This is a genomic window from Nostoc sp. FACHB-110, assembly GCF_014697425.1.
Lineage (GTDB): Bacteria > Cyanobacteriota > Cyanobacteriia > Cyanobacteriales > Nostocaceae > Nostoc_B.
In genome coordinates this window covers 1-21,457 of record NZ_JACJRU010000056.1, presented here as the reverse complement: position 1 = coordinate 21,457, position 21,457 = coordinate 1, and the positions used below count along the sequence as shown (strand labels likewise).

General features: G+C 42.1%; 15 protein-coding genes, 1 other RNA gene and 3 pseudogenes. 8 read left to right on the top strand and 11 right to left on the bottom strand.

Annotation, left to right across the window (positions count from 1 at the left end; all coding sequences use genetic code 11):
- The first annotated feature begins 122 nt into the window (after positions 1 to 122).
- Positions 123 to 1,352 carry a lipopolysaccharide assembly protein LapB gene (locus H6G69_RS30525; RefSeq protein WP_190692972.1) on the top strand — a complete coding sequence of 410 codons (1,230 nt, stop codon included), beginning with the start codon at positions 123 to 125 and terminating at the stop codon, positions 1,350 to 1,352.
- Positions 1,353 to 1,405: 53 nt separating this feature from the next.
- Here H6G69_RS30525 and H6G69_RS30520 read toward each other — a convergent pair whose 3' ends face one another.
- Complete coding sequence (locus H6G69_RS30520; RefSeq protein WP_190692970.1) at positions 1,406 to 1,729, bottom strand: hypothetical protein; 324 nt, start codon at positions 1,727 to 1,729, stop codon at positions 1,406 to 1,408.
- 690 nt (positions 1,730 to 2,419) lie between these two features.
- Here H6G69_RS30520 and H6G69_RS30515 point away from each other — a divergent pair.
- The 4 genes from H6G69_RS30515 (at position 2,420) to pruA (ending at position 7,616) form a co-directional block, all read left to right on the top strand.
- A complete protein-coding gene (locus tag H6G69_RS30515; protein ID WP_190692968.1) occupies positions 2,420 to 2,977 on the top strand; it encodes a pentapeptide repeat-containing protein in 558 nt (185 codons plus the stop codon).
- Positions 2,974 to 4,113 (top strand): 5-(carboxyamino)imidazole ribonucleotide synthase, encoded by a 1,140-nt coding sequence (locus tag H6G69_RS30510; RefSeq protein ID WP_190692965.1) that lies wholly within the window; start codon positions 2,974 to 2,976, stop codon positions 4,111 to 4,113. Before H6G69_RS30515 ends, H6G69_RS30510 begins: the two co-directional genes overlap by 4 nt.
- 60 nt (positions 4,114 to 4,173) lie before the next feature.
- Positions 4,174 to 4,357, top strand: a non-coding RNA gene (gene ssrS / locus H6G69_RS30505) — 6S RNA.
- 274 nt (positions 4,358 to 4,631) lie between these two features.
- Positions 4,632 to 7,616, top strand: a complete 2,985-nt coding sequence (pruA, locus tag H6G69_RS30500) for an L-glutamate gamma-semialdehyde dehydrogenase (protein ID WP_190692963.1) — start codon at positions 4,632 to 4,634, stop codon at positions 7,614 to 7,616.
- Positions 7,617 to 7,702: 86 nt separating this feature from the next.
- Here the strand turns inward: pruA and H6G69_RS30495 are convergent, their stop codons facing one another.
- Positions 7,703 to 7,918, bottom strand: coding sequence for a hypothetical protein (locus H6G69_RS30495; protein WP_190692961.1), 216 nt, complete (start codon positions 7,916 to 7,918; stop codon positions 7,703 to 7,705).
- A 168-nt stretch (positions 7,919 to 8,086) separates the two neighbouring features.
- Between H6G69_RS30495 and H6G69_RS30490 the strand changes: the two genes are divergently transcribed.
- Positions 8,087 to 11,149, top strand: coding sequence for an NB-ARC domain-containing protein (locus tag H6G69_RS30490; protein WP_190692959.1), 3,063 nt, complete (start codon positions 8,087 to 8,089; stop codon positions 11,147 to 11,149).
- A 275-nt stretch (positions 11,150 to 11,424) separates the two neighbouring features.
- Here the strand turns inward: H6G69_RS30490 and H6G69_RS30485 are convergent.
- Positions 11,425 to 11,556: pseudogene (locus H6G69_RS30485) on the bottom strand (antitoxin); the annotation flags it as partial.
- Positions 11,557 to 11,579: 23 nt separating this feature from the next.
- Positions 11,580 to 11,819, bottom strand: a complete 240-nt coding sequence (locus tag H6G69_RS30480) for a hypothetical protein (RefSeq protein ID WP_190692958.1) — start codon at positions 11,817 to 11,819, stop codon at positions 11,580 to 11,582.
- Positions 11,820 to 12,657: 838 nt separating this feature from the next.
- Here H6G69_RS30480 and H6G69_RS30475 point away from each other — a divergent pair.
- The gene (locus tag H6G69_RS30475) at positions 12,658 to 13,047 is read left to right on the top strand and encodes a hypothetical protein (RefSeq protein ID WP_190692956.1); all 390 of its coding nucleotides are present in this window, start codon (positions 12,658 to 12,660) and stop codon (positions 13,045 to 13,047) included.
- Positions 13,048 to 13,143: 96 nt separating this feature from the next.
- On the opposite strand, the gene H6G69_RS30470 is transcribed toward H6G69_RS30475, so the two are convergent.
- From H6G69_RS30470 to H6G69_RS30455, 4 genes are all read right to left on the bottom strand, one after another.
- Positions 13,144 to 13,872, bottom strand: a complete 729-nt coding sequence (locus H6G69_RS30470) for a hypothetical protein (RefSeq protein ID WP_190693010.1) — start codon at positions 13,870 to 13,872, stop codon at positions 13,144 to 13,146.
- Between the two features lie 28 nt (positions 13,873 to 13,900).
- Positions 13,901 to 14,704 (bottom strand): serine protease, encoded by an 804-nt coding sequence (locus H6G69_RS30465; RefSeq protein WP_190692954.1) that lies wholly within the window; start codon positions 14,702 to 14,704, stop codon positions 13,901 to 13,903.
- Positions 14,705 to 14,757: 53 nt separating this feature from the next.
- The gene (locus tag H6G69_RS30460; RefSeq protein WP_190692953.1) at positions 14,758 to 15,519 is read right to left on the bottom strand and encodes a serine protease; all 762 of its coding nucleotides are present in this window, start codon (positions 15,517 to 15,519) and stop codon (positions 14,758 to 14,760) included.
- 126 nt (positions 15,520 to 15,645) lie between these two features.
- Positions 15,646 to 16,227, bottom strand: coding sequence for a COP23 domain-containing protein (locus H6G69_RS30455; protein ID WP_190692951.1), 582 nt, complete (start codon positions 16,225 to 16,227; stop codon positions 15,646 to 15,648).
- Positions 16,228 to 16,785: 558 nt separating this feature from the next.
- Between H6G69_RS30455 and H6G69_RS30450 the strand changes: the two are divergent.
- Positions 16,786 to 17,729, top strand: a pseudogene (locus H6G69_RS30450) (ISAs1 family transposase).
- 11 nt (positions 17,730 to 17,740) lie between these two features.
- On the opposite strand, the gene H6G69_RS30445 reads toward H6G69_RS30450, so the two are convergent.
- From H6G69_RS30445 to H6G69_RS34230, 3 genes and pseudogenes are all read right to left on the bottom strand, one after another.
- Entirely contained in the window at positions 17,741 to 18,022 is a 282-nt protein-coding gene (locus tag H6G69_RS30445; RefSeq protein ID WP_242072245.1) for a hypothetical protein, read from the bottom strand.
- 512 nt (positions 18,023 to 18,534) lie between these two features.
- Complete coding sequence (locus H6G69_RS34730; protein WP_397327044.1) at positions 18,535 to 21,372, bottom strand: tetratricopeptide repeat protein; 2,838 nt, start codon at positions 21,370 to 21,372, stop codon at positions 18,535 to 18,537.
- Positions 21,346 to 21,457: pseudogene (locus H6G69_RS34230) on the bottom strand (IS630 family transposase); the annotation flags it as partial. The gene H6G69_RS34730 and the pseudogene H6G69_RS34230, both read right to left, overlap by 27 nt.

The window sequence follows — 21,457 nt, the reverse complement described above, 5'->3', positions numbered from 1 at the left end:
CGCTGCCCCCTGCTCCCTGCGACCCATTTGTATCAAACTTAAAGTGAAACGGTATTACAGGAGAATTTTGCGAAAAATGTCGTCATTATTGAGCTAGTAACTACTAAAATCCCCAATTTTTTATGTATAAGCGATTAAGCGCGTTTATTATTACATCTATTTTATTAAATACTTCCTTAACGCTGGCAGCAACACCTAAAGATCCTAATCAAGCAGATAAATTCCCCCCTAGCCCTTTGGAAATTACCACGCCTGACCCACTGGTGCGAGCGGATGCTAATAAACAACCGTTAACTTTATCAGAACAGTTGGCTTTAAAGGCTGCATTGGATAATTTAAATCAACAAGCGGCGGCGACGTTGCAAGCGGGAGATAAGGTGACAGCTTGGGAAATTTGGAACCGGGAATTACGCTTGCGTCGCTATTTGGGTACTTTAGCGGAAGTTCAAGCTTTATCGCGGGTAGGAGAAATTGCCTGGAATCAAAATGACCGCCAAGAGATTGAATATATTACTCAACGATTACGCGCTATTCAAAAGCAGGAACTTTCCCCCAAAAAAACTGCCCAAAAACCTGTAGATTTTCCTGTATTGCAGGCTCTTGGGGAAGCTTATCAAAATGTGCGATCGCTTCCTGATGCTTTGACAATTTATCATCAAATTTTGGCAATTGTCCGCCAGCAAAATGATGTCGCCGCCGAGGTAGCAACTTTAACGACAATTGGCGAATTACATCTTGGCTGGTTCGATTATCCCCAAGCGGCGGCAACTTATCAAGAATTATTAAGTCTCGCTACTGCTAGAGGCGATGTTGCTAGCGAGTTAACCTACACACAACAGTTAGCTTATATTTATCAGCAAGACAAGCAAATACAGCAAGCAATTGATAAGTTAAATCAGCTAGTCGAGATTTACACGAGTCAATCTAATCTTACTCAAGTACCACAATTAAAATTGGCGATCGCTAGCAATTATGAATCTTTAGCTCAAGAAAATCCCAATCTTTTACAAGAGGCATTTAATAATTATCAACAAGCTTACACTATGGCTTGGGAAGCACAACAGTTTGTGACTGCCGGCGAAGCTTTACAAAAGTTAATTTCTCTCTATCGTTCGCAAGGGCAAATTGATGCAGCTTTACAAACTAGCCAAATTCTTGTAGAGACACAAGCTAAAGCTTCTAATTATTATGGCTTGATGCAAGCCTATGACCAAATTGGACAAATTTATTTAGCCCAAAAAAATTATCCTCAAGCCGTCTCAGCTTTTCAACGAGGATTACAATTAGCACAACAACTTAAACACGAAGAAGCGTATTTTACGCAACAAATTCAAAAAGCATCTGGGCAATAGTCAAAAGTCAAATGTCAGCTTTTATCAACGTTGACATTTGACTTTTAACTAGACTAAACATCTTCCATTTCAAATTGCGCTACTGTCACGGCGTTAAAAGCAAAAGCCAAGACTAAAGGCATCGGACATCTTAATACACAAGTGCTAATTACGGCTACAACCGTACCGATTAATGCTGAAATCGACCACATTCTTTCTTCGATGGTGAGTCCTTTTTGGGCTTTAATTCCTCTCAACACATGAGATGGAATTGGTTCTGGCATTACTCCACCTGGCGGAAATGCCCAATAATTGTTACGTCGCTCGACAAATAATTCTGTCCAACCATTTTCTTGGCACCATGCCTCGATCCATTCAAGAGAATAATGTTTCATCATTAGTGTCAGAATGCAGAAGAGTGAATTTTGTTTAGTTGCTGAATATAAACGGATAGATTTCTAACTAGCAAGTGGCAATAGAAATAAATCGAATGTTAGAGAAGGCGAAAAAGCCTATTTTGTATCCTCTTGAACTTTTGCCTTCCTCCTGCCTGCTGCACTAGCTAAAGAACTATTTGCGTATGCTTAATTCTCCTCATTGTGCAGCCGACCGGGCATTTGAGACAGATAATTAATATGCTCAAGCAACGCTGACTGCTCACCTTAATAAAAAGACTAACAGTTGATAGTAAGAGTTAAACCCAAAATACAATAAACTTTACCTGCCAAATTCATGATAAAGAAATGTAAATAATTCTATTTGTAGATGTCTAATAATAAAAATATTTATATCACAATCGGATACAATTTCCTTGCTGCCTTTGAAAGCCAGGAATTGCGTAGAGTCAAGAAATGTAAATATTAAAGTGAGCGTTCGCATTAGTTAAATCTTGACAATTTCCAACTTTAATAAATAAGTCTTTTGTAATACACATTTGTTGATTACATTGAATGTTTGTAACTCAGCCTTGAGGAATAACTTGCTGTTTAGATTTTGGCGATCGCGTTCCTTGAGTTACGAAATGTTAAGATAAAGTCAAATACAACACTTCAAATCACAGCAATTAAATAATCAACAGGCTCACAAATATGTTTTGGCAGCAAGGAATAGCAATAATTTTAGGCATTTTATTATTCTGCTTAATTTATCAAAGTAGAAATCATTCCAAAGTTACATTTATTTTCAGTATTCTTGCCTTCTGCCTCCTACCTTCTCCAGCCCTAGCCGTAGACTGGACACATCCACTATCTTTTAGCAATGCAGAATTAGGTAGACGCGATTTTTCGGGACAGAGTTTGCAAGCGGCGGAGTTTTCTAACGCGAATATGGAAATGGCTAATTTTACAGGTGCAGACTTGCGCGGCGCAGTGATGAGTGCTTCGGTTATGACAAACGCAAATCTTCACCAAGCCGATTTAACAAATGCGATGGTCGATCAGGTAAACTTGACAGGTGCAGATTTAAGCGATGCCGTTTTCAAAGAAGCGTTATTACTGCGCGCCCTGTTTACGGATGTGAATATCCAAGGTGCAGACTTCACCGATGCAATTTTGGATAAAGCACAAATTAAAGAACTGTGCAGTAAAGCCAGTGGGATCAATTCTAAAACTGGTGTAGAAACTCGTGAATCTTTAGGATGTCGATGAAGCGTGTTGGTGTAATTGGTGGTGGGCAACTAGCTTGGATGATGGGGGATGCAGCCAAAAAACTAGGAGTAGAATTAGTGGTGCAAACTCCGAGTAAATCTGATCCCGCAGTCAGTATTGCCCAAGATACTGTTTTTGCGGCAATTGATGATGCCAAAACCACAGAAATATTAGCGCAAAAAAGTGATGTGATCACTTTTGAAAACGAGTTTGTTGACCTTGAGGCTTTATCTTTATTAGCAAATCAAGGTGTGTGCTTCCGTCCTCGCCTAGAAGCTTTATTTCCTCTATTAGATAAATATCATCAGCGTTGTTATTTACGAGATTTAGGTTTACCTGTGCCGCAATTTTTGGCTGTGGATGGTGTTGAGAATTTAGCAGCAAAGATAGAGCATTTCCGCTTTCCAGTGGTGTTAAAGTCTCGACGACATGGTTATGACGGACAAGGCACATTTATCATCCAAGATTTAGCGAGTTTACAGCAAAAATTATCGCCAGCCGCAAATCAATCACAATTTTTAATCGAAGAATTTATTCCATTTGCACGAGAATTAGCGGTAATTGCCGCACGTTCTGTAAATGGTGAAGTTGTCATCTATCCAGTGGTAGAAACCCAACAAGAACAGCAGGTCTGTAGAAGAGTGATAGCACCTGCGGATATTACATTAAATCAAGCAGAACAATGTGAAGCGATCGCTCATACTTTATTAAATAGCCTGCAAGCTGTCGGCGTTTTTGGCATTGAGCTATTTCTCACCCAAGACGGCAAAGTATTAGTCAATGAAATCGCTCCCCGCACACACAATTCCGGGCATTTTTCCATCGATGCTTGCCAAACTTCCCAATTTGAACAGCACCTTAGAGCCGTGTGTGGTCTACCTTTAGGCAATCCTACCTTACATTGTCAAATGGCTGTCATGGTTAACCTCTTAGGATACGAAAATTCTGATAGTGATTATCAAAGCCAACGCCAACAATTAGCCGCAATTGACCAAGCCACCGTCCACTGGTACGGCAAAACAGAATCTCGTCCAGGGCGAAAATTAGGACATGTCACAGTTTTGCTCAATGAAACCAACCAAAAAACAGCAAATCATCTAGCCCAGACCCTAGAATCTCTCTGGTATCCGAGTTAAATGAGTCAGAAAATTTTTATATTGGCTACACAAGCTGTTTGAGACAGCTATAATGAATTAGTTGCACTGCGACGTTGGTGACTGCCATCAAGTTTTTTGATCTATGTCTTTAAAGAAAAGGGAACTAATTCGTTCTCGTGGCAGTAGACCGGGCATGTACCCGGAAACTTTAAACGAGCAACATCACTTCCCACCTGGTTTAACCAGGTCATAAACTTAGGTAAAACGGCGTTGCGGTGAACTTAAAATTTTTGGCTCCCAAATTGGTTACAATTTGGGAGCTTTAATTTTTAGCAAAAACCTGCGGGGCGATGACGAACTGACCAACAACTAATTTAATCCGTAGGATTGACAGGGCAGTTGGTGGGTGATTGCGATTTGTCTACCTGTAGCCACATAAGTTAAAACAGCCTTGATTAAGCACTCAGCACTTTGCTACAAGCAAAATTCAAGAGTCACAATAGAAGACGCGGACTGTCCACAAACAGTTATGCACTAAATTAAGGAGATTATTATCTGTGGTATTACAAGTACAAACCAGCATCTACGAACCTAAAACCCAGGAAATTGCTAAACAACTGTTAAGCTCTACCCAAGAAAATCGCTCGTTTTTAGCTTCCTTGCGTGACCAGATGCGCTGGGATGATAAACTACTCGCTTGGGCAATGAGTAATCCGGGTTTACGGGTGCAACTTTTTCGCTTTATTGATACTCTGCCAGCGTTACGCAGTAAGCCAGAAATTGCCGCGCATTTACAAGAATATTTAGGCGATGAAACTGTTGAATTGCCAGCTGCCCTCAAGGGGATGTTAAATTTTGCTAACCCTGATTCGATGCCGGGACAAGTGGCGGCAACAACTGTCTCAACGGCAGTGGAAACATTAGCACATAAATATATTTCTGGCGAAAATATTAAACAAGTTATCAAAACAGTTGAACGCCTGCGGAAAGAAAAAATGGCGTTCACAATTGATTTGCTTGGTGAGGCGGTAATTACAGAAGTAGAGGCGCAGTCTTATCTAGAACGCTATCAAGAATTAATTGCCCAGTTGGTAGAAGCATCGAAAAATTGGAATCATATTCCCGCAATTGATGAAGCGGATGGCGAAAGGTTGCCAAAAGTCCAAGTTTCTGTAAAATTAACGGCGTTTTATTCGCAATTTGACCCTTTAGATGCTAAAGGTAGTGAGGAAAGAGTTAGCGATCGCATTCGTAATTTATTACGTTATGCCAAAGAGTTAGGCGCAGCTATTCATTTTGATATGGAACAGTACGCCTATAAAGATTTAACGCTGAATATTTTGCAAAAGTTATTGTTAGAAGATGAGTTTCGCCAACGCACAGATATCGGCGTGACTATCCAAGCATACTTGCGTGACAGTGAGCAAGATGCCAGAAACGTGATTGCTTGGTTGAAACAGCGCGGTTATCCGTTAACTATTCGTTTGGTGAAGGGTGCGTATTGGGATCAGGAAACTATTAAAGCAGCCCAGAAGCATTGGCCGCAACCTGTTTACAATGACAAGGTGGCGACAGATGCGAATTTTGAAACGATAACTCAGTTGTTGTTAGAAAATCATCAATATGTCTATGCTGCCATAGGTAGTCATAATGTGCGATCGCAAGCACGGGCAATTGCTATAGCGGAAAGTTTGCAGGTTCCCCGTCGTTGTTTTGAAATGCAAGTGTTGTATGGAATGGGGGATAAGCTGGCGAAGGCTTTGGTGGATCAGGGTTATCGGGTGAGGGTTTATTGTCCTTACGGGGAATTGTTACCGGGGATGGCGTATCTGATTCGGCGGTTGTTGGAGAATACGGCGAATAGTTCGTTTTTGCGGCAGAATTTGGAGAATCGGCCTGTGGAGGAACTGCTTGCACCTCCCGATATTGATTTGTCTCGCGCAAAGGCGCAAAGTCGCAAAGAAGAAGGCGCAAATTTTGTTGGTGCGGCGGATAGTGATTATGCTGAGGAGGAGAGAAGGAAAAAGGCGGCGCAGGCTTTTGAGGGTGTGCGTCGGGAGTTTGGGAAGAGTTATCTACCGTTGATTAATGGGGAGTATGTGAATACTCTGGAGGTGATTGATTCGGTTAATCCTTCTAATTACAGTCAGGTGATTGGTAAGGTTGGGTTGATTAGTGTGGAACAGGCCGAACAGGCGATGCAGGCGGCGAAGGCGGCGTTTCCTGGGTGGAAGAAAACGCCTGTGAAGCAACGGGCGGATATTTTACGCAAGGCGGGGGATTTGTTGGAACAACGTCGGGCGGAATTGTCGGCTTTGATAGTGTTAGAGGTGGGTAAGCCTGTTAAGGAAGCTGACGCAGAGGTTTCGGAGGCGATAGATTTTTGTCGTTACTACGCTGATGAGATGGAACGGTTGGAACAAGGTATTAATTATGACGTACCTGGAGAAACTAATCGTTATATCTACCAGCCACGGGGAATTGCGGTGGTAATTTCGCCGTGGAATTTCCCGTTGGCGATCGCTTGTGGAATGACTGTGGCTGCTTTGGTTACGGGTAATTGTACGCTGCTCAAACCTGCGGAAACATCGTCAATTATTACTGCCAAACTCACAGAAATATTAATTGAGGCGGGGATTCCCCAGGGTGTTTTTCAATACGTTCCCGGTAAGGGTTCCCAAGTTGGGGCGTATTTGGTAAGTCACCCCGATACTCATGTAATTGCTTTTACTGGTTCTCAAGAAGTGGGTTGTCGGATATACGCAGAGGCGGCAACTTTGAAGCCATTGCAAAGGCACATGAAACGAGTAATTGCGGAGATGGGCGGGAAGAATGCCATCATCGTTGATGAAAGTGCTGATTTAGACCAAGCTGTTGTGGGGGTTGTACAGTCAGCCTTTGGTTACAGTGGGCAGAAATGCTCGGCTTGTTCGCGGGTGATAGTTGTGGAATCAATCTACGATACTTTTGTGGCGAGGTTGGTTGAGGCGACAAAATCTTTGAATATTGGGGAAGCTGAGTTACCTAGTACCCAAGTAGGGCCTGTGATTGATGCTAACGCCCGCGATCGCATCCGCGAGTATATTGAAAAAGGTAAGGCAGAAGCAAAATTAGCCCTAGAGTTACCATCGCCAGCCCAAGGTTATTTTATTGGCCCGGTGATTTTCAGTGAAGTGCCAGCCGATGGGATTATTGCCCAACAAGAAATCTTCGGCCCTGTGTTAGCTGTAATTAAGGTGAAAGATTTTGCTGAAGCATTGCAAGTTGCTAACGGGACAAATTACGCCTTAACTGGCGGTTTGTATTCGCGCACACCTTCCCATATTCAACAGGCGCAGGAAGAATTTGAAGTCGGCAACTTGTACATTAATAGAAATATTACAGGTGCGATCGTCGCTCGGCAACCCTTCGGCGGCTTCAAACTTTCTGGCGTAGGTTCCAAAGCAGGCGGCCCTGACTACTTGCTACAGTTCTTAGAACCGCGCACAATTACAGAAAATATCCAACGCCAAGGCTTTGCACCCATCGAAGGGGCAGAGTAATCCTAATTTCATCTTGTGGGATGGGTGTCCTCACCCGTCCCGCATTTAGGGCGGGCAAGATGCCCACTCTACAAGAAAACTAACTTTTATTCCTCCGTGTTCTCTGTAGTTGATTTGTTACTTTGCAAACTGCGAATTTTAACCAATACCGGGATATACTGTTGAATCATCCACATTAACGCCTCAAGAGATGAGTTGCCTTGGTCAATGCGGACTTTAGCTTGTAAGCCAATTAAAAATAGTTGCATTGCCAACAACAAAGCAATAGTTTTACCGATAATATCTTGACCCTTGCGTTGCATGAGTTTGTACCCCAAAGATTTGATAGATACAGGTTCGCTTTGGGGTCGTGTCCTTAAGCAAACACCCCAAACTCGCCGAAAATGCTATAAAATCAGGATTCAATCAATTTGGGGTAGTAGTTTTAACTTGGGGTAGCCCCAAACTTTCTGGTTAACTTGACGGTTGCAATGCCAAAAACAACTTACGGCCCGGCAATTCAAAAGCGAGTCAAGCGTCTGTTAGCGGCGTTGCTTTGTTTTGCGGCTGGGGAAGTTGAAAAAGATAACTTGAAGATTGAGTACGACTGGAAAGAAGAAGACAACGTTAACCCCAAGCTGACGATAAAAACAACTCTGGTAACTTTGGAATTGCTGACGCAAAAAGACGAACATCCCGGTAAGTTAACTAAAACGCAAATTCGAGAAGCACTGAACTTACTCAAAGATTTTGTCAAAATTCTGGAAGATAACCGTATTCAAACCAAGGGTTCTGATGATTGGCACTTTACTCTAAAGCTATGGTCGAGGGATAGAGAAAAGAATCTTAAACAGTTTGATGAGGTGTGGGAAAAAAACAGACCAAATAAATCTAGAACTCAAGATGAGGATGTTGCTGTTGCACCCCAAACTAAACTGGCAATATTTCAAGCGCCACCCTTACCCACACACTTTGTAGAACGCCCAGAATACAGCGATGATTTAAAGAAACGTCTCTGCACAGAAGATAATCGCACTTTGGTGATTACTGCAATTCACGGTTTGGGTTCTGTGGGTAAATCTACCTTAGCCGCAGCTTTAGCCCATGATGCAAAAATCCAAACTCGGTTTTGTGACGGTATTTTGTGGTCAACATTAGGTCAACAACCTGATGTGCTGTCTTTGCTGAGTGGTTGGGTGCAGGCTTTAAAAGATTACAGCTTTAAACCTACTAGTATAGAAGCCACTTCAACCCATTTACGGACGCTGCTTTATGACAAAGCTGTGCTGCTGGTGGTGGATGATGCGTGGAATACGCAAGATGCCCAAGCTTTTAATGTTGGTGGTACGCGTTGTCAGGTTTTAGTAACAACTCGTGAAGGGGCGATCGCAAATGCTCTGGGAGCTAGGCTTTATAATTTGGATGTGATGAAACCAGCCCAGGCGATGGAACTGCTGAAGAAAAGACTAGAACGTGACATTATCGGCGAAGAGCGTCACTCAGCAGAAAATTTAGCCAAAGCAGTTGGTTATCTTCCTTTGGCATTGGAATTAGCAGCTGTTCAGGTTGCAAGTGGTATATTGTCTTGGGCAGTCTTTTTAAAAGATATTCAGCAAGAAATTGCCCGATTAAAAACATTTAACCTTGCTGGAGCTAGAGATGCTACTGATGAAGCCAGCTTAAAACGCCTCAGCCTCACCGCATCATTAAATTTGAGTATCAAGGTATTGCCAGAAGAGGAAAGACAAAATTTTACTTGGCTTGGGGTGTTACCTGAAGATGTCAGCATTACTTCCCAAATCGCAGCAACACTTTGGAATATGGATGATCAGCGCGATGCTTTTGACTCATTGCAATATTTACGGAATAAAGCATTGCTATTAGAAGGAGTACCCCTTGCTGATGGTACGCCTACCTATCGCCTACATGACTTATTTCACGACTTAGCCTGTAATTTGTTAACTGCTCCCCCAGAACCAAAGCGAACAGGTGATTTGCCAGGGTTAGGTTTCAACCTTGCTGATGCTCACGCTGCTTTCTTAGAAAAATATCGGCAGAAAACCCAACATAATTTATGGCATACCTTGCCCAATGATAATTACATTCATCAGCATTTAGTTTGGCATTTAGAAAAGACTGGACTAGTAGAAGACATTCACCAGTTATTGCGAGAGGAGTCGGCAACGGGCAACAATGGCTGGTATGAAGTGCGGGAACAATTAGCGCAAACGGGAGGTTATATCACAGATATATCTCGCGCTTGGGAATTAATCGAAAAGAATTGGACTGAATCAACTTTGCCACAAGTCGTAGGTTTGCAGTGTCGCTATGGTTTGATTACGTCTTCTCTTAATAGTTTGGCAGCTAATTTACCAGAAAAATTGCTGGTGGCGTTGGTTAAAAACAAGCTTTGGACTGCTGAACAAGGGCTAGCTTATGCCTTGCAAAAACCAGAACTACAAGAGAAAGTCAAAGCCCTGGCAGAGTTAGTCAACTATTTGCCGCCAAATTTAAAAAAACTAGCACTATCAGAAGCACTGGCAGCAGCTAGGGCAATTCAGTCTGAGGAGTATCGCGCCGATGCCCTGAGTGCATTAGCTGACAAACTGCCACCTGAGTTGTTAAAAGATGCACTGGCAGCAGCTAGGGCAATTGAGTCTGAGTATTATCGCGCCGATGCCCTGAGTGCATTAGCTGACAAACTGCCAGAGGTGTTAAAAGATGCACTGGCAGCCGCTAGGGCAATTCAGGATGAGAGTTCTCGCGCCTCTGCCCTGAGTGCATTAGCTGACAAACTGCCAGAGGTGTTAAAAGATGCACTGGCAGCCGCTAGGGCAATTCAGGATGAGAGGTATCGCGCCTCTGCCCTGAGAGCATTAGCTGACAAACTGCCACCTGAGTTGTTAAAAGATGCACTGGCAGCCGCTAGGGCAATTCAGGATGAGAGGTATCGCGCCTATGTCCTGAGTGCATTAGCTGACAAACTGCCACCTGAGTTGTTAAAAGATGCACTGGCAGCCGCTAGGGCAATTCAGGATGAGAGTTCTCGCGCCTCTGCCCTGAGTGCATTAGCTGACAAACTGCCAGAGGTGTTAAAAGATGCACTGGCAGCCGCTAGGGCAATTCAGGATGAGAGGTATCGCGCCTATGTCCTGAGAGCATTAGCTGACAAACTGCCAGAGGTGTTAAAAGATGCACTGGCAGCCGCTAGGGCAATTCAGGATGAGAGTTCTCGCGCCTATGTCCTGAGAGCATTAGCTGACAAACTGCCACCTGAGTTGTTAAAAGATGCACTGGCAGCCGCTAGGGCAATTCAGTCTGAGAGTTCTCGCGCCTCTGCCCTGAGTGCATTAGCTGACAAACTGCCACAAATGCCACCTGCCGAACTTTTCCCTCTTTGGCAAGAGACACTTCATTACTTATCCCTTCGCACTCGCCCTAAGTTAATATCAGATATTAAGACATTATTTCCCGTTATCTTTGCATTAGGTGGTGAAGCAGCAACGGCAGAAGTTGCCCGCGCAATTGTAGATGTGGCACGATGGTGGCGGTGAGTTAACAGTTGTCAGTTATCAGTTAACAGTTATCAGTTTGTTACTTTAATTTCTTTGGTGTCGAGTGGTGGCTGATTTCTAGTAGCCATGAAATCATCGGAGAAATTGTCTAAACTCTCGATGAGAGATTGCCAAGGGTTATCTTCTAGAGTGGCAAAGTTAGCTAGAGTAAAAATTCAAACCTAGTAAATTCGTTATTATTGAAAATTTTGATTTACGTATTTACGCCTGTTTCAATCATTACAAACCTACTCTAGTTTATTTTGCCGTTCTAGGTTATCTTTGCCAATGAGAACAATAGCGTTACCAATTTTTTTGATATAGACTTCTTTGCCAGTAAGTTGAAAATCTTCCGGCAAAATCACGACTTGGTGAGTGCCATCAGTGCTGAGTTTGGCGGTGTTCATATTTATCTTTACCATAAAAAACTCTACTGGAGCGCATTTCTTTTAAGCAGATTTAAAGTTATCAACTCACCATTTCTATACTCAACACGAACTGCTTCAATTTCTGCCTCTGTATCTGCATCGTCTTCATACAATGCTTCTTCAGCTTCAAAAATTTGTTGTTCAATTAGCTCTTGAAGTTGGCGTTTTTCTTTTAAATCAAGAGAAGATATTGCTTCTGCTAAAGCTTCTAAGGAAAGTTGTACTTTAACAATGGCTGGCATTTGTTTTTATGGGGTGTTTGCTGCACATTTACACCATTATGCTGATTTTAACAGCTATATTCCATTGTTTACTGATGTACGATCGCCTATTGGGCTAGTGTTGTCATCAAACAGTATGCTGTTCAAACTATATGGTAACTGCGATCGCTCACGCACCTATCAAAAATGCAATTACGCTTTGCTTTCATAACCAAGGAGACCTCATCCATAGACAACCTCAACGCATTTGTGACCAACCACTTGAGCTTTGTTATTAACCAGACCTTATCCATAGATAACCTCAACGCATTTGTGACCAACCACTTGAGGTTTGTTATTAACCAGACCTCATCCATAGAGAAACTCAACGCATTTGTGACCAACGGCTTGAGGTTTGTTATTAACCAGACCTCATCCATAGACAAACCCAACGCATTTGTGACCAACCACTTGAGGTTTGTTATTAATCAGACCTCATTTATAGATCACCTCAACGGGTTTGTAAGCAACGAGTTAATTCTTTATGCTGAGATATGACACTTAGCCACTAGCAGTTACGTTTTTCTTGATAGATTCAAGCCAATAATCGCTTAATGATTATTACATAATTCAACAAAATTTCTTGTCTTAAAAAACACATTTTTATGTGATTTACCCTGAGCCTAATTAGAGATTATTTGAGACAAGCTAATACTATCAGAACTTACGCATGACAACGAAAAATCAAGGGTTTGGAGAAGGGGGCAAGGGTGTATGTATCCAAAACCCTTACACCCCTACACCCGACACCCATTAACCCAGTCTCTATAAACAAACTTTGTGCGTAAGTTTTAACTATAAAGGTTATCGGAGTGAATTAATGGCTGCAATAAAACGTTCATCTAGCGTGCTGGCAAAGGCTCAACTCAGAGCTTCGGGACTCAAAGCTATTGATCCAAATATAGATTTTGGCGATAATAATAGCTTGCAAAATATGATACAACAAATTGAGCAGTTAAGTGCCAAACTAGATACTCATAACACTGCTCTAGCGATGATTAACGCTTCCAGAACTGATATTGAACAGCTAGAAAAAAACTTAAGCGCTCTATGCGAAAAAATGCTGCTAGCAGTTGCGGTAAAATACGGTAAAGACAGCAACGAATATGAAATGGCTGGTGGAGTACGAAAAAGCGAGCGCATCCGCAAAAGCACCGCCACTCGCCTAAAATCTACTTCCCCAGAAGCTATCACTAATACTAAATCTTAAATTAAAACATCCATAAATAGCCGTAACGCACCATATTTAATGGTGCGTTATCAACATTCTTAATTCTAAATTTTACCTTTTACCTTTTGACTTTTCTTAAGGCTGACTAGGCGCACTACAAGCACTATTAAAACTGTATGCTTCTTGCCATTGTTTAACAGTACCTTTACCAATGGGGAATACTTTAGTATAGCCATTTGCAAAGGTTAAACGCGCGCGGATTTCTTTTGGTGTGGCTTTGCGTAAAATATTTGCGGCATTGGCATTAATGGCAAATAAAGTATCTGTCATATACCAAGTGCTGTCATGAGGTATTTCTGTATTATTTTCATATTCGGTATATGTGTATTTGCCAGAAAAACCTTTGACTTTACTATTAGGGCTAGGCGTTAATTGCAGAACTTGACCATCAATGCCTAATTCTATAGTTTTAGGTGCAAGTTCTTCTAATTTTGCTTCGCCACTCGCGGGTGCTGACTGAACCACAATTTGGGCAAAGCAGCCTTCAATTTTACTCCCCCACAGAGAAACAATAATAAACCTGCCAGGACGGGGGCCACTAAAAGGGCTTTTAATTAAACTGCTTAAAGGGTCTTCACCGTGAATATCGATGACAGCTTTACCTAAAGCAGAATTGACAAGTGTATCTTGAATATTCACGAGTTTGCTAAAAGGCAAACCTTTAGCAGCCCAAGGCATACCATCAACAGTATTGAGTTTATCTTCATCAATTGTGGTTTGCGCGATCGCTCTACCATCATAAAAGTTAAAAAATGCTGGTATTAGTAATACAGTAAAAAGACTTGATGTTAAAAACTTTCTCATTTTACTTAAGATGTAAACCGATGGAGATTTAGCAAACTCTACCAGGACAAGCATTTGTCGCACCGCCAGAACCATTGATCACACTAGGTCTACCAATAGTCGGAATGTTGCCAGATGGAGGTTTATCGCTTGTATTAGTAGTTGGTATTGCTAATTTTAAAGTGCCAACGGCTTTAGAATTGATAAAGATTTTGATCGGAATTCCTAAGTTAAAACCAACTTTTTCACCCCCCACGGTATCCCTAGCACCTTGTCCGTGGATGCCAACTACGCGCCCATCATCATCTAGCACCGGGCCACCACTCATCCCGCGATAAGTTGTATTGTTATAAATTAATGAATAACCATCTTTTGGTTGTGAGTTAGTCCCGACAATTTGTCCGGTTGGTACTAAGACAGTGCGGTTTTCAATGCCATTTAAAGGTTCTGGTGCGCCAGATACATATACTGTTGTACCTTCTTTTGTCGCATCAGAATTACCAATGAGAGCTACATTGTGAACTTTATCACTGTTAAATTGCACAATTGCTAAATCAGCCTCTGGGACGCGGGTAATTGCTGAAGATGAAACTTGATATTTAGTGTTATCTCGTGTTTGGATGGTGTATGTGCCTGACTCATCCACAACGTGCCAGTTAGTTAATACACTATAGGTTTTATCTTGGCGATAAATAATTACTCCTGACCCTAATTTAGGGCCACTAATCATGACAGTAATATCTTTAGCCAGATTAGTCACATCTTGAGCAGTTAAAGGTCGAGCAATTTCTGGTTGCGTAAAGGCGATCGCTACACCGATAATTGCTGTTGTTAAGCCACGATCAACTCTCATAATTTGATACCAATTTCAACTAACTCAAACACAGACAGTCAATTAAACAAATCCTAATCAGTTTGATTAAATACAGTCTCAACCTTGGTATTTCCGGCATTTGGCATTTTTTGTATCACTTTTGATATCGGGACAGCCCAACTTAAGCGAATAATTCTTTGATGTAGCCTTTCATCTGCTTTGGAACCATCCACAAATACTGACGGTGCATCCCACAGAGGATAAGCCTGCATTCCATTGATGCCAATAACTTGACCTTGGCTGTTTAACAAAGGGCCACCACTCATACCGTTTTTAATACTATTAGTGAAACCTAGCTGATAACCACCTTCTAGCGGTTTGCCTAACACTAACGCCACTTTCCCGGAGGTAAATGCAAAGCGTTGTTTTTTACCTGCATCTTCCGCCGCCGGAAACCCGGCCGTAAAAACATCATCGCCCACAGTTGGGGATGAACCAAAAGATGCAACTGCATACATACTGTCTGCACTTTGAAATTGCAACACAGCCAAGTCGTTTTTCCCAAAGCTTAAGCGTTGAGGTAAATTAGCTGTGTAAATCTTACCATCAGGAGTTTGTACGCGATACGGGGGGTCGCCAGCTTGAATTACATGCGCATTAGTTAGCACTGTATAAACTGCACGATGTTGCCGCAACAAAATACCCGATCCTAAAAAGTCTTGAGACAAGACCTTAACAGTGATCGACTTTGCACTATAAGATGGTGCAGAAACACTGACAACTGGTACAGATGCCGACAGTGCCAAGGAGATACTGCTAAAGCAGACAACCAGTATCAACCGATGAAATTTCATGTCCAAAAATTTTAGATTTTAAATGATCCCAATGAAAAAAGATGGCGACAGATAAATTGGTAGAAACCAGACCGAGATAGCAATTTGCCATCTAAAATCTAAAATTGTCTGCGAGCGATCGCAACATTATTCATTAATATTGTGATGAGTGTTGCTATTTGGTTCATTTAGTTCATTTGGTTCATTGCTCGACTGATTCAAATAAGTATCAAAATCAATATTTAATGAATCTCCGCCACTTTCATTGAGTACATTACCAGCTACCAAACCCCGACGATTCATTAATCTGGTTAAGGTTGCTTTTGCATTACTACCGCGTTTGAGTGTAAATAACAAAGAACTATCTGTACAAGGCGCACTCTGATTTGCGGCTGCACAAACTACAGGTTCGCCCCTCAACGTGCCAGTTTTAATAAATTTAAGCTTGCCGTTATCATAGCTTCTTTGAAATCGCCGCGACACTTCATAACAACGACGTTCCGAATTCCACTGTTTGGGAAAGTAATCTTGGGATGACCACTGAATCATCGGTACTTTCCGCCCATCTTGGGTTTGCGCTACTGTCGTTGGGATACCCTTACGCTTTTCGCATTTAAATATAGTACCTCCTGCATAACTGGGCTGGGCGATCGTTGCAATCATACTGGCTGCTGTCCCAGAAATGATTGCCATCCCTATCAACCCTTGACCAAATAATTTCAATTTCATGGTTAACATCCAAGTCCTTAAAAATATCAGGCATCCTACTGACAGAATAAAATATAATTGACCGCAAAATCACGGTCTTTATTCTCGACAGCGAGAAGGTAAAGTTACCAAATACTTTACCGTAAATTTGCGGGTATGGCGTTATTATTCAAATAATTTTTATCAATTACTCATCAGATATTCTAAAAAACCGTATCAAAAACTACAAATTGCTATTGATAATTCTGGACAACATAGAAGTTTTTTCTCCATTTTCTGCTCTATACTTGCGACTGCAAAATTCAGCTTTTTTGTAAAAGTCACATCATTGACATATTTCGTCCACATCTTTTTCACAACATTGCAATACATTAACTGGGCATAGTTAACAATTAGTTACAAACATGGTGCAGTCAAATCAATTGCTCAGGGTAAGCTCATCTAATTTGGTATAAAGAAAACTTGACAAATCAAAGAAGAACAATCATAGACGAATGTGTAAACAATGGACTTGACGACCGAGCAAGATCAATGAGATGAATTCAATGCTGTCGTAAAAAATCGCTTGGAGTCAAGTCGATGTCAGAGGGCTTTGAAACTAAATCTACTGATACTGCCAAAAATACTCGTCGTCAGCAAAAGTCAAGAGAAATAGCAGACATCGGAAGTATTCAACAGAGTCTAGTTGAGCATTTCTCGGATATCAAAGACCCAAGAGTAGAGCGGACAAAGAAACATCAACTTACAGATATCTTAGTAATTGCAATTTTAGCAATCATCGCTGGAGCACAAGGGTGGGAAGACATCGAGAATTATGGCATCAGCAAGCAAGCGTGGTTAGAAGAGTTTTTGGCTTTACCAAACGGCATTCCCTCAGATGATACATTTCGACGAGTGTTTGAGTTCATTGATCCAGAAGCATTGAATCGATGTTTTTTGAGATGGGTAGAAACACTGGTAACGCTCAGGGCAGGAGAAATTATCCCCATAGATGGAAAGACAATTAGAGGTTCTTATGACCTAGTTATGACAAACGGATTGAAAAAGCACATCATCGCAGAGAAATTCGTGAAGTTTGGACTGTACCCGTTGCTGCTATTGGCGAGCTTTATCAACCAAAATTATGGGCAGGTTTGCAATCCCTAGTTATGGTCATCCGTGTTCGTCATCTTTGGAATAAAACTACTCGTGAGGTTCAGTTTTATCTCACTTCTTTAAACAGTGATGCTCAAATTATCGGTCGAGCTATCCGAAAACACTGGGGCATTGAAAACCAGGCTCATTGGACTCTCGATTGTACTTTTGCTGAAGATGCTTGTTGCATTCGTTCTTTTCACAGCCCTGAAAATTTTGCCCTTTTACGACGCTTGGCACTGAATGCCCTTAACAGTGAACAGACCTACAAACGTAGTCTCCGTCAAAAAATGAAGCGTGCCGCTATGGATAATAATTATTTAATTCAGGTTCTCAGTTGTTTCATCAACAATAGATTAGATTCTTCTGATTCCTTATGTCAAGCCTGATTGAGATGCTCTTACCCTGTGGCTAGATCCAGATTGTCTAAAGGAAATTGCTCTCTTATATCTGTGACTATATCTGACCACTCAAACAAATAAAATAGACGTTTTTCATGGTCTGAGAAGAAGTGATGTACTCGATTTGTTTTCCAGCCAGGAGTTCTAGAGGCACGTCCTTTAGAAGGAACATCTTGGATTGTAAGCCAAGGTTTATAATGTTTACCACTTCCTCGACCGCGACCTTCTTTGATGTATCGCTCATATTTCGCTTCTGTCCATTCTCTTCTGCCCCTAACCATAAAAATAACCTCCGGAAGCGATCGCACTTTTACTTGGTACAATCGTACTCCCTTAGAGGTTATTGTTCAATCGTTTTATGAATTGTTGAATCGAATTATTTATTGTTCAACCGAATTATTCCTCTACAAAGCTGTAAAAATATAAAAAAGTTGTATAATTTCAAAGCTGGTAAAGCTTGCATTTACGTTGCTATTTACCTAAGTCTAAAAAAAATAAAGTTGTATAATTTCTGAAGTCTTGCATTTCCGTGGTACAAAACTAGGGCTGTACTGCTTCGCAGAACCCGTAGGGTAGCCGTTATTACCAGTGAATCAGTCTGGAACAATGAATGACGATTGGCTGACTGTACGATGATTCTAAAATCACCTGTTAGTTATCTGCCAAATCACGATCGCAATCTTGAGCAATTTCCAATGATTTGGATACAATACAAAAAAACTCGATGGCGATCGCACTCTATTTCTTGTTGAGCCGATAATATGGAAGGATAGCCAAACTTCGCAAAACTAACTCACTTACCCATCGGTTTCCAATCACCAGAAGGGATGAACGCAGCCCAGAAGTAGGGATGCTGATACTTCTCACCCTTTAACATCTCTAATTGAGTTTGGCGTAGTGCTTCACTGCGCCCCTGATTGTCTAGCAATTTTTTGTAGTAAGCAACCATCAACTCTTTAGTAGCGTCATCATCTACTTTCCACAAACTAATCATTTGACTTTCAGAGCCAGCAATTACCAAAGCGCGACGTAAACCATAAATGCCTTCACCCGCAGAAATGTTTCCCAAACCTGTATCGCAAGCAGATAGTACAACTAGTTTTGTACCGACTAGATTTAGTGCAGTTGTTTCCAGTGCAGTGAGAATGCCATCTTCGCCGCCACTTTGACGCGGTTTTAAGCCAGCAAAAACTAATCCTGATAGTAATAGAGGATTATCATCAAGTGTGGTTTTCTCTTTGTTTGCTGGGGCATTTTCAAAAAAACCATGCGTGGCGATATGCAGAATCCTGGGGCTTTTAACTTGTTTGACTGCACCTTCTGTAGCTTTAACACCTGTTAAAAGCTTGACTTTTAAGAGAATCGAAATTGCTTCGGCTTCTTTAGCAGTAGCTGGTAGAGGAGAAAATGTTCTCTGCGACAGGTCAATAGAGCGGGTATTTTTTGCATCAATACTATTAGCATTAGGTTGACGTGCAACTATTTCACCAGGTTTATTAAAGTCAGGGTCAGCAATGATGACTGGCGGCTGTTGGCTGGGAGAATGGTTTTGTAGTCTGAGCAAATCTCGTCCAGAGGTGAGGTAAGTGAAGGAATAGTTTTCCACTAGGTAGCGGTTATTTTCATCTACCAGTGCTTCAAAGGGAATGAGGTTGAGAGCGCTGTCTGGAGAAAGTAGGATTTTGCGAGTATTACCCAAGAGTTTGCGTACTGGCTGCATGAGGATTTTATCTAAGTTACGAGCCGATTGTTTTACTTGGGTGATATCAGTGCCTCGATCTCGCAAATCATCGCGGAATAATTCTATGGTTTTTTGAATTGTTTCAGTATCGCCTAAGTCAATACCTTTAGTTTCTCCTTTTGCCGAGAGGATGTATACCGCGTAACGAGGTTTCCCAAAGCGTTTATCCGGTGCTGCTTTGGGATTAAAAGGTTGATATTGGACTAGTTCCACCAAAGCTGCATCACCAGGAATTAATTTTTGAATAGTTTCAATGGTGACAGGCTGGGACTGAGTACGAAATTCTTCACTGCGGCGACTCAGTTGGTCTTCTAGTTGTTTTATCTTGGTTTCAAGCTGGAAAACTTGAGTCCGATACTGTTCAAGAGGAAGTGTCTCTGGTCGGTTATAAAATAAATGGGCAAGTTGACTTTGGGTGTTTGTTAGATTCGTTAATAGAGTTTGGCTTTCTGGGTCAAGGCGTTGACGCAGAATTTGCTGGTTATTGGTGAGGACATCTAAAATGCGTCCTTTACGCTGTAAGACCGTATTCAGAGCTAAAGTAGTAGCTGTGGGGTTCTTAGTGGCAGAATTTAGATGTAGGGAAATGCTACTATATGTGGTAGCAGAGATAGTATTGATGTAATCACGTTTCTGTCGCTCGAAACCTACAGCCAGGTTGAGAGTTAGGTTGTGTTCTTCAACTTTTAGCCCTTGTGTGAAAAACTCAAGAGTACGGTTTATATCACCTTGTCCCCAGTATAGTGCTGCCAGATTATTCAAGCTAGTTGCCACAGATGGATGCTCTTCGCCCAGCAAGCGTTTTTTCATTGATAAAGCTTGGCGAAACAGGGGTTCGGCATCTGCATAGCGTCCCTGGCTGTTGTATAGTGCTGCTAGATTATTCAAGCTAGTTGCCACATCGGGATGCTCTTCACCCAGTAAGCGTTTATTCATTGATAAAGCTTGGCGATACAGGGGTTCGGCATCTGCGTAGCGTCCCTGGCTGTTGTATAGTGCTGCTAGATTATTCAAGCTAGTTGCCACATCGGGATGCTCTTGGCCCAGCAAGCGTTTATTCATTGATAAAGCTTGGCGATACAGGGGTTCGGCATCTGCGTAGCGTCCCTGGCTGTTGTATAGTGCTGCTAGATTATTCAAGCTAGTTGCCACATCGGGATGCTCTTGGCCCAGCAAGCGTTTTCTCATTGATAAAGCTTGGCGAAACAGGGGTTCGGCATCTGCGTAGCGTCCCTGGCTCTCGTATAGTGCTGCTAGATTATTCAAGCTAGTTGCCACATCGGGATGCTCTTGGCCCAGCAAGCGTTTTCTCATTGATAAAGCTTGGCGAAACAGGGGTTCGGCATCTGCGTAGCGTCCCTGGCTCTCGTATAGTGCTGCTAGATTATTCAAGCTAGTTGCCACATCGGGATGCTCTTGGCCCAGCAAGCGTTTTCTCATTGATAAAGCTTGGCGAAACAGGGGTTCGGCATCTGCGTAGCGTCCCTGGCTCTCGTATAGTGCTGCTAGATTATTCAAGCTAGTTGCCACATCGGGATGCTCTTGGCCCAGCAAGCGTTTTCTCATTGATAAAGCTTGGCGAAACAGGGGTTCGGCATCTGCATAGCGTCCCTGGCTGTTGTATAGTTCTGCTAGACTATTCAAGCTATTTGCCACATCGGGATGCTCTTGGCCCAGCAAGCGTTTTTTCATTGATAAAGCTTGGCGATACAGGGGTTCGGCATCTGCATAGCGTCCCTGGCTCTTGTATAGTGCTGCTAGATTATTCAAGCTACCTGCCACATCGGGATGCTCTTCGCCTAGTATTTGCTTACGAATAGCCAACACACGCTCTGCTAAGGGAATTGCTTCACTATATTTGCCTTCGTTTTCTTCTCTGTTGCTTGCCAACAATGTTTCAATCTGTTTTTTTTTGCCGCAACAGCCTCCTCGTCAGCCTTTGGGTTCAAAGATGTAGTTTTCTTCCAACTAATTC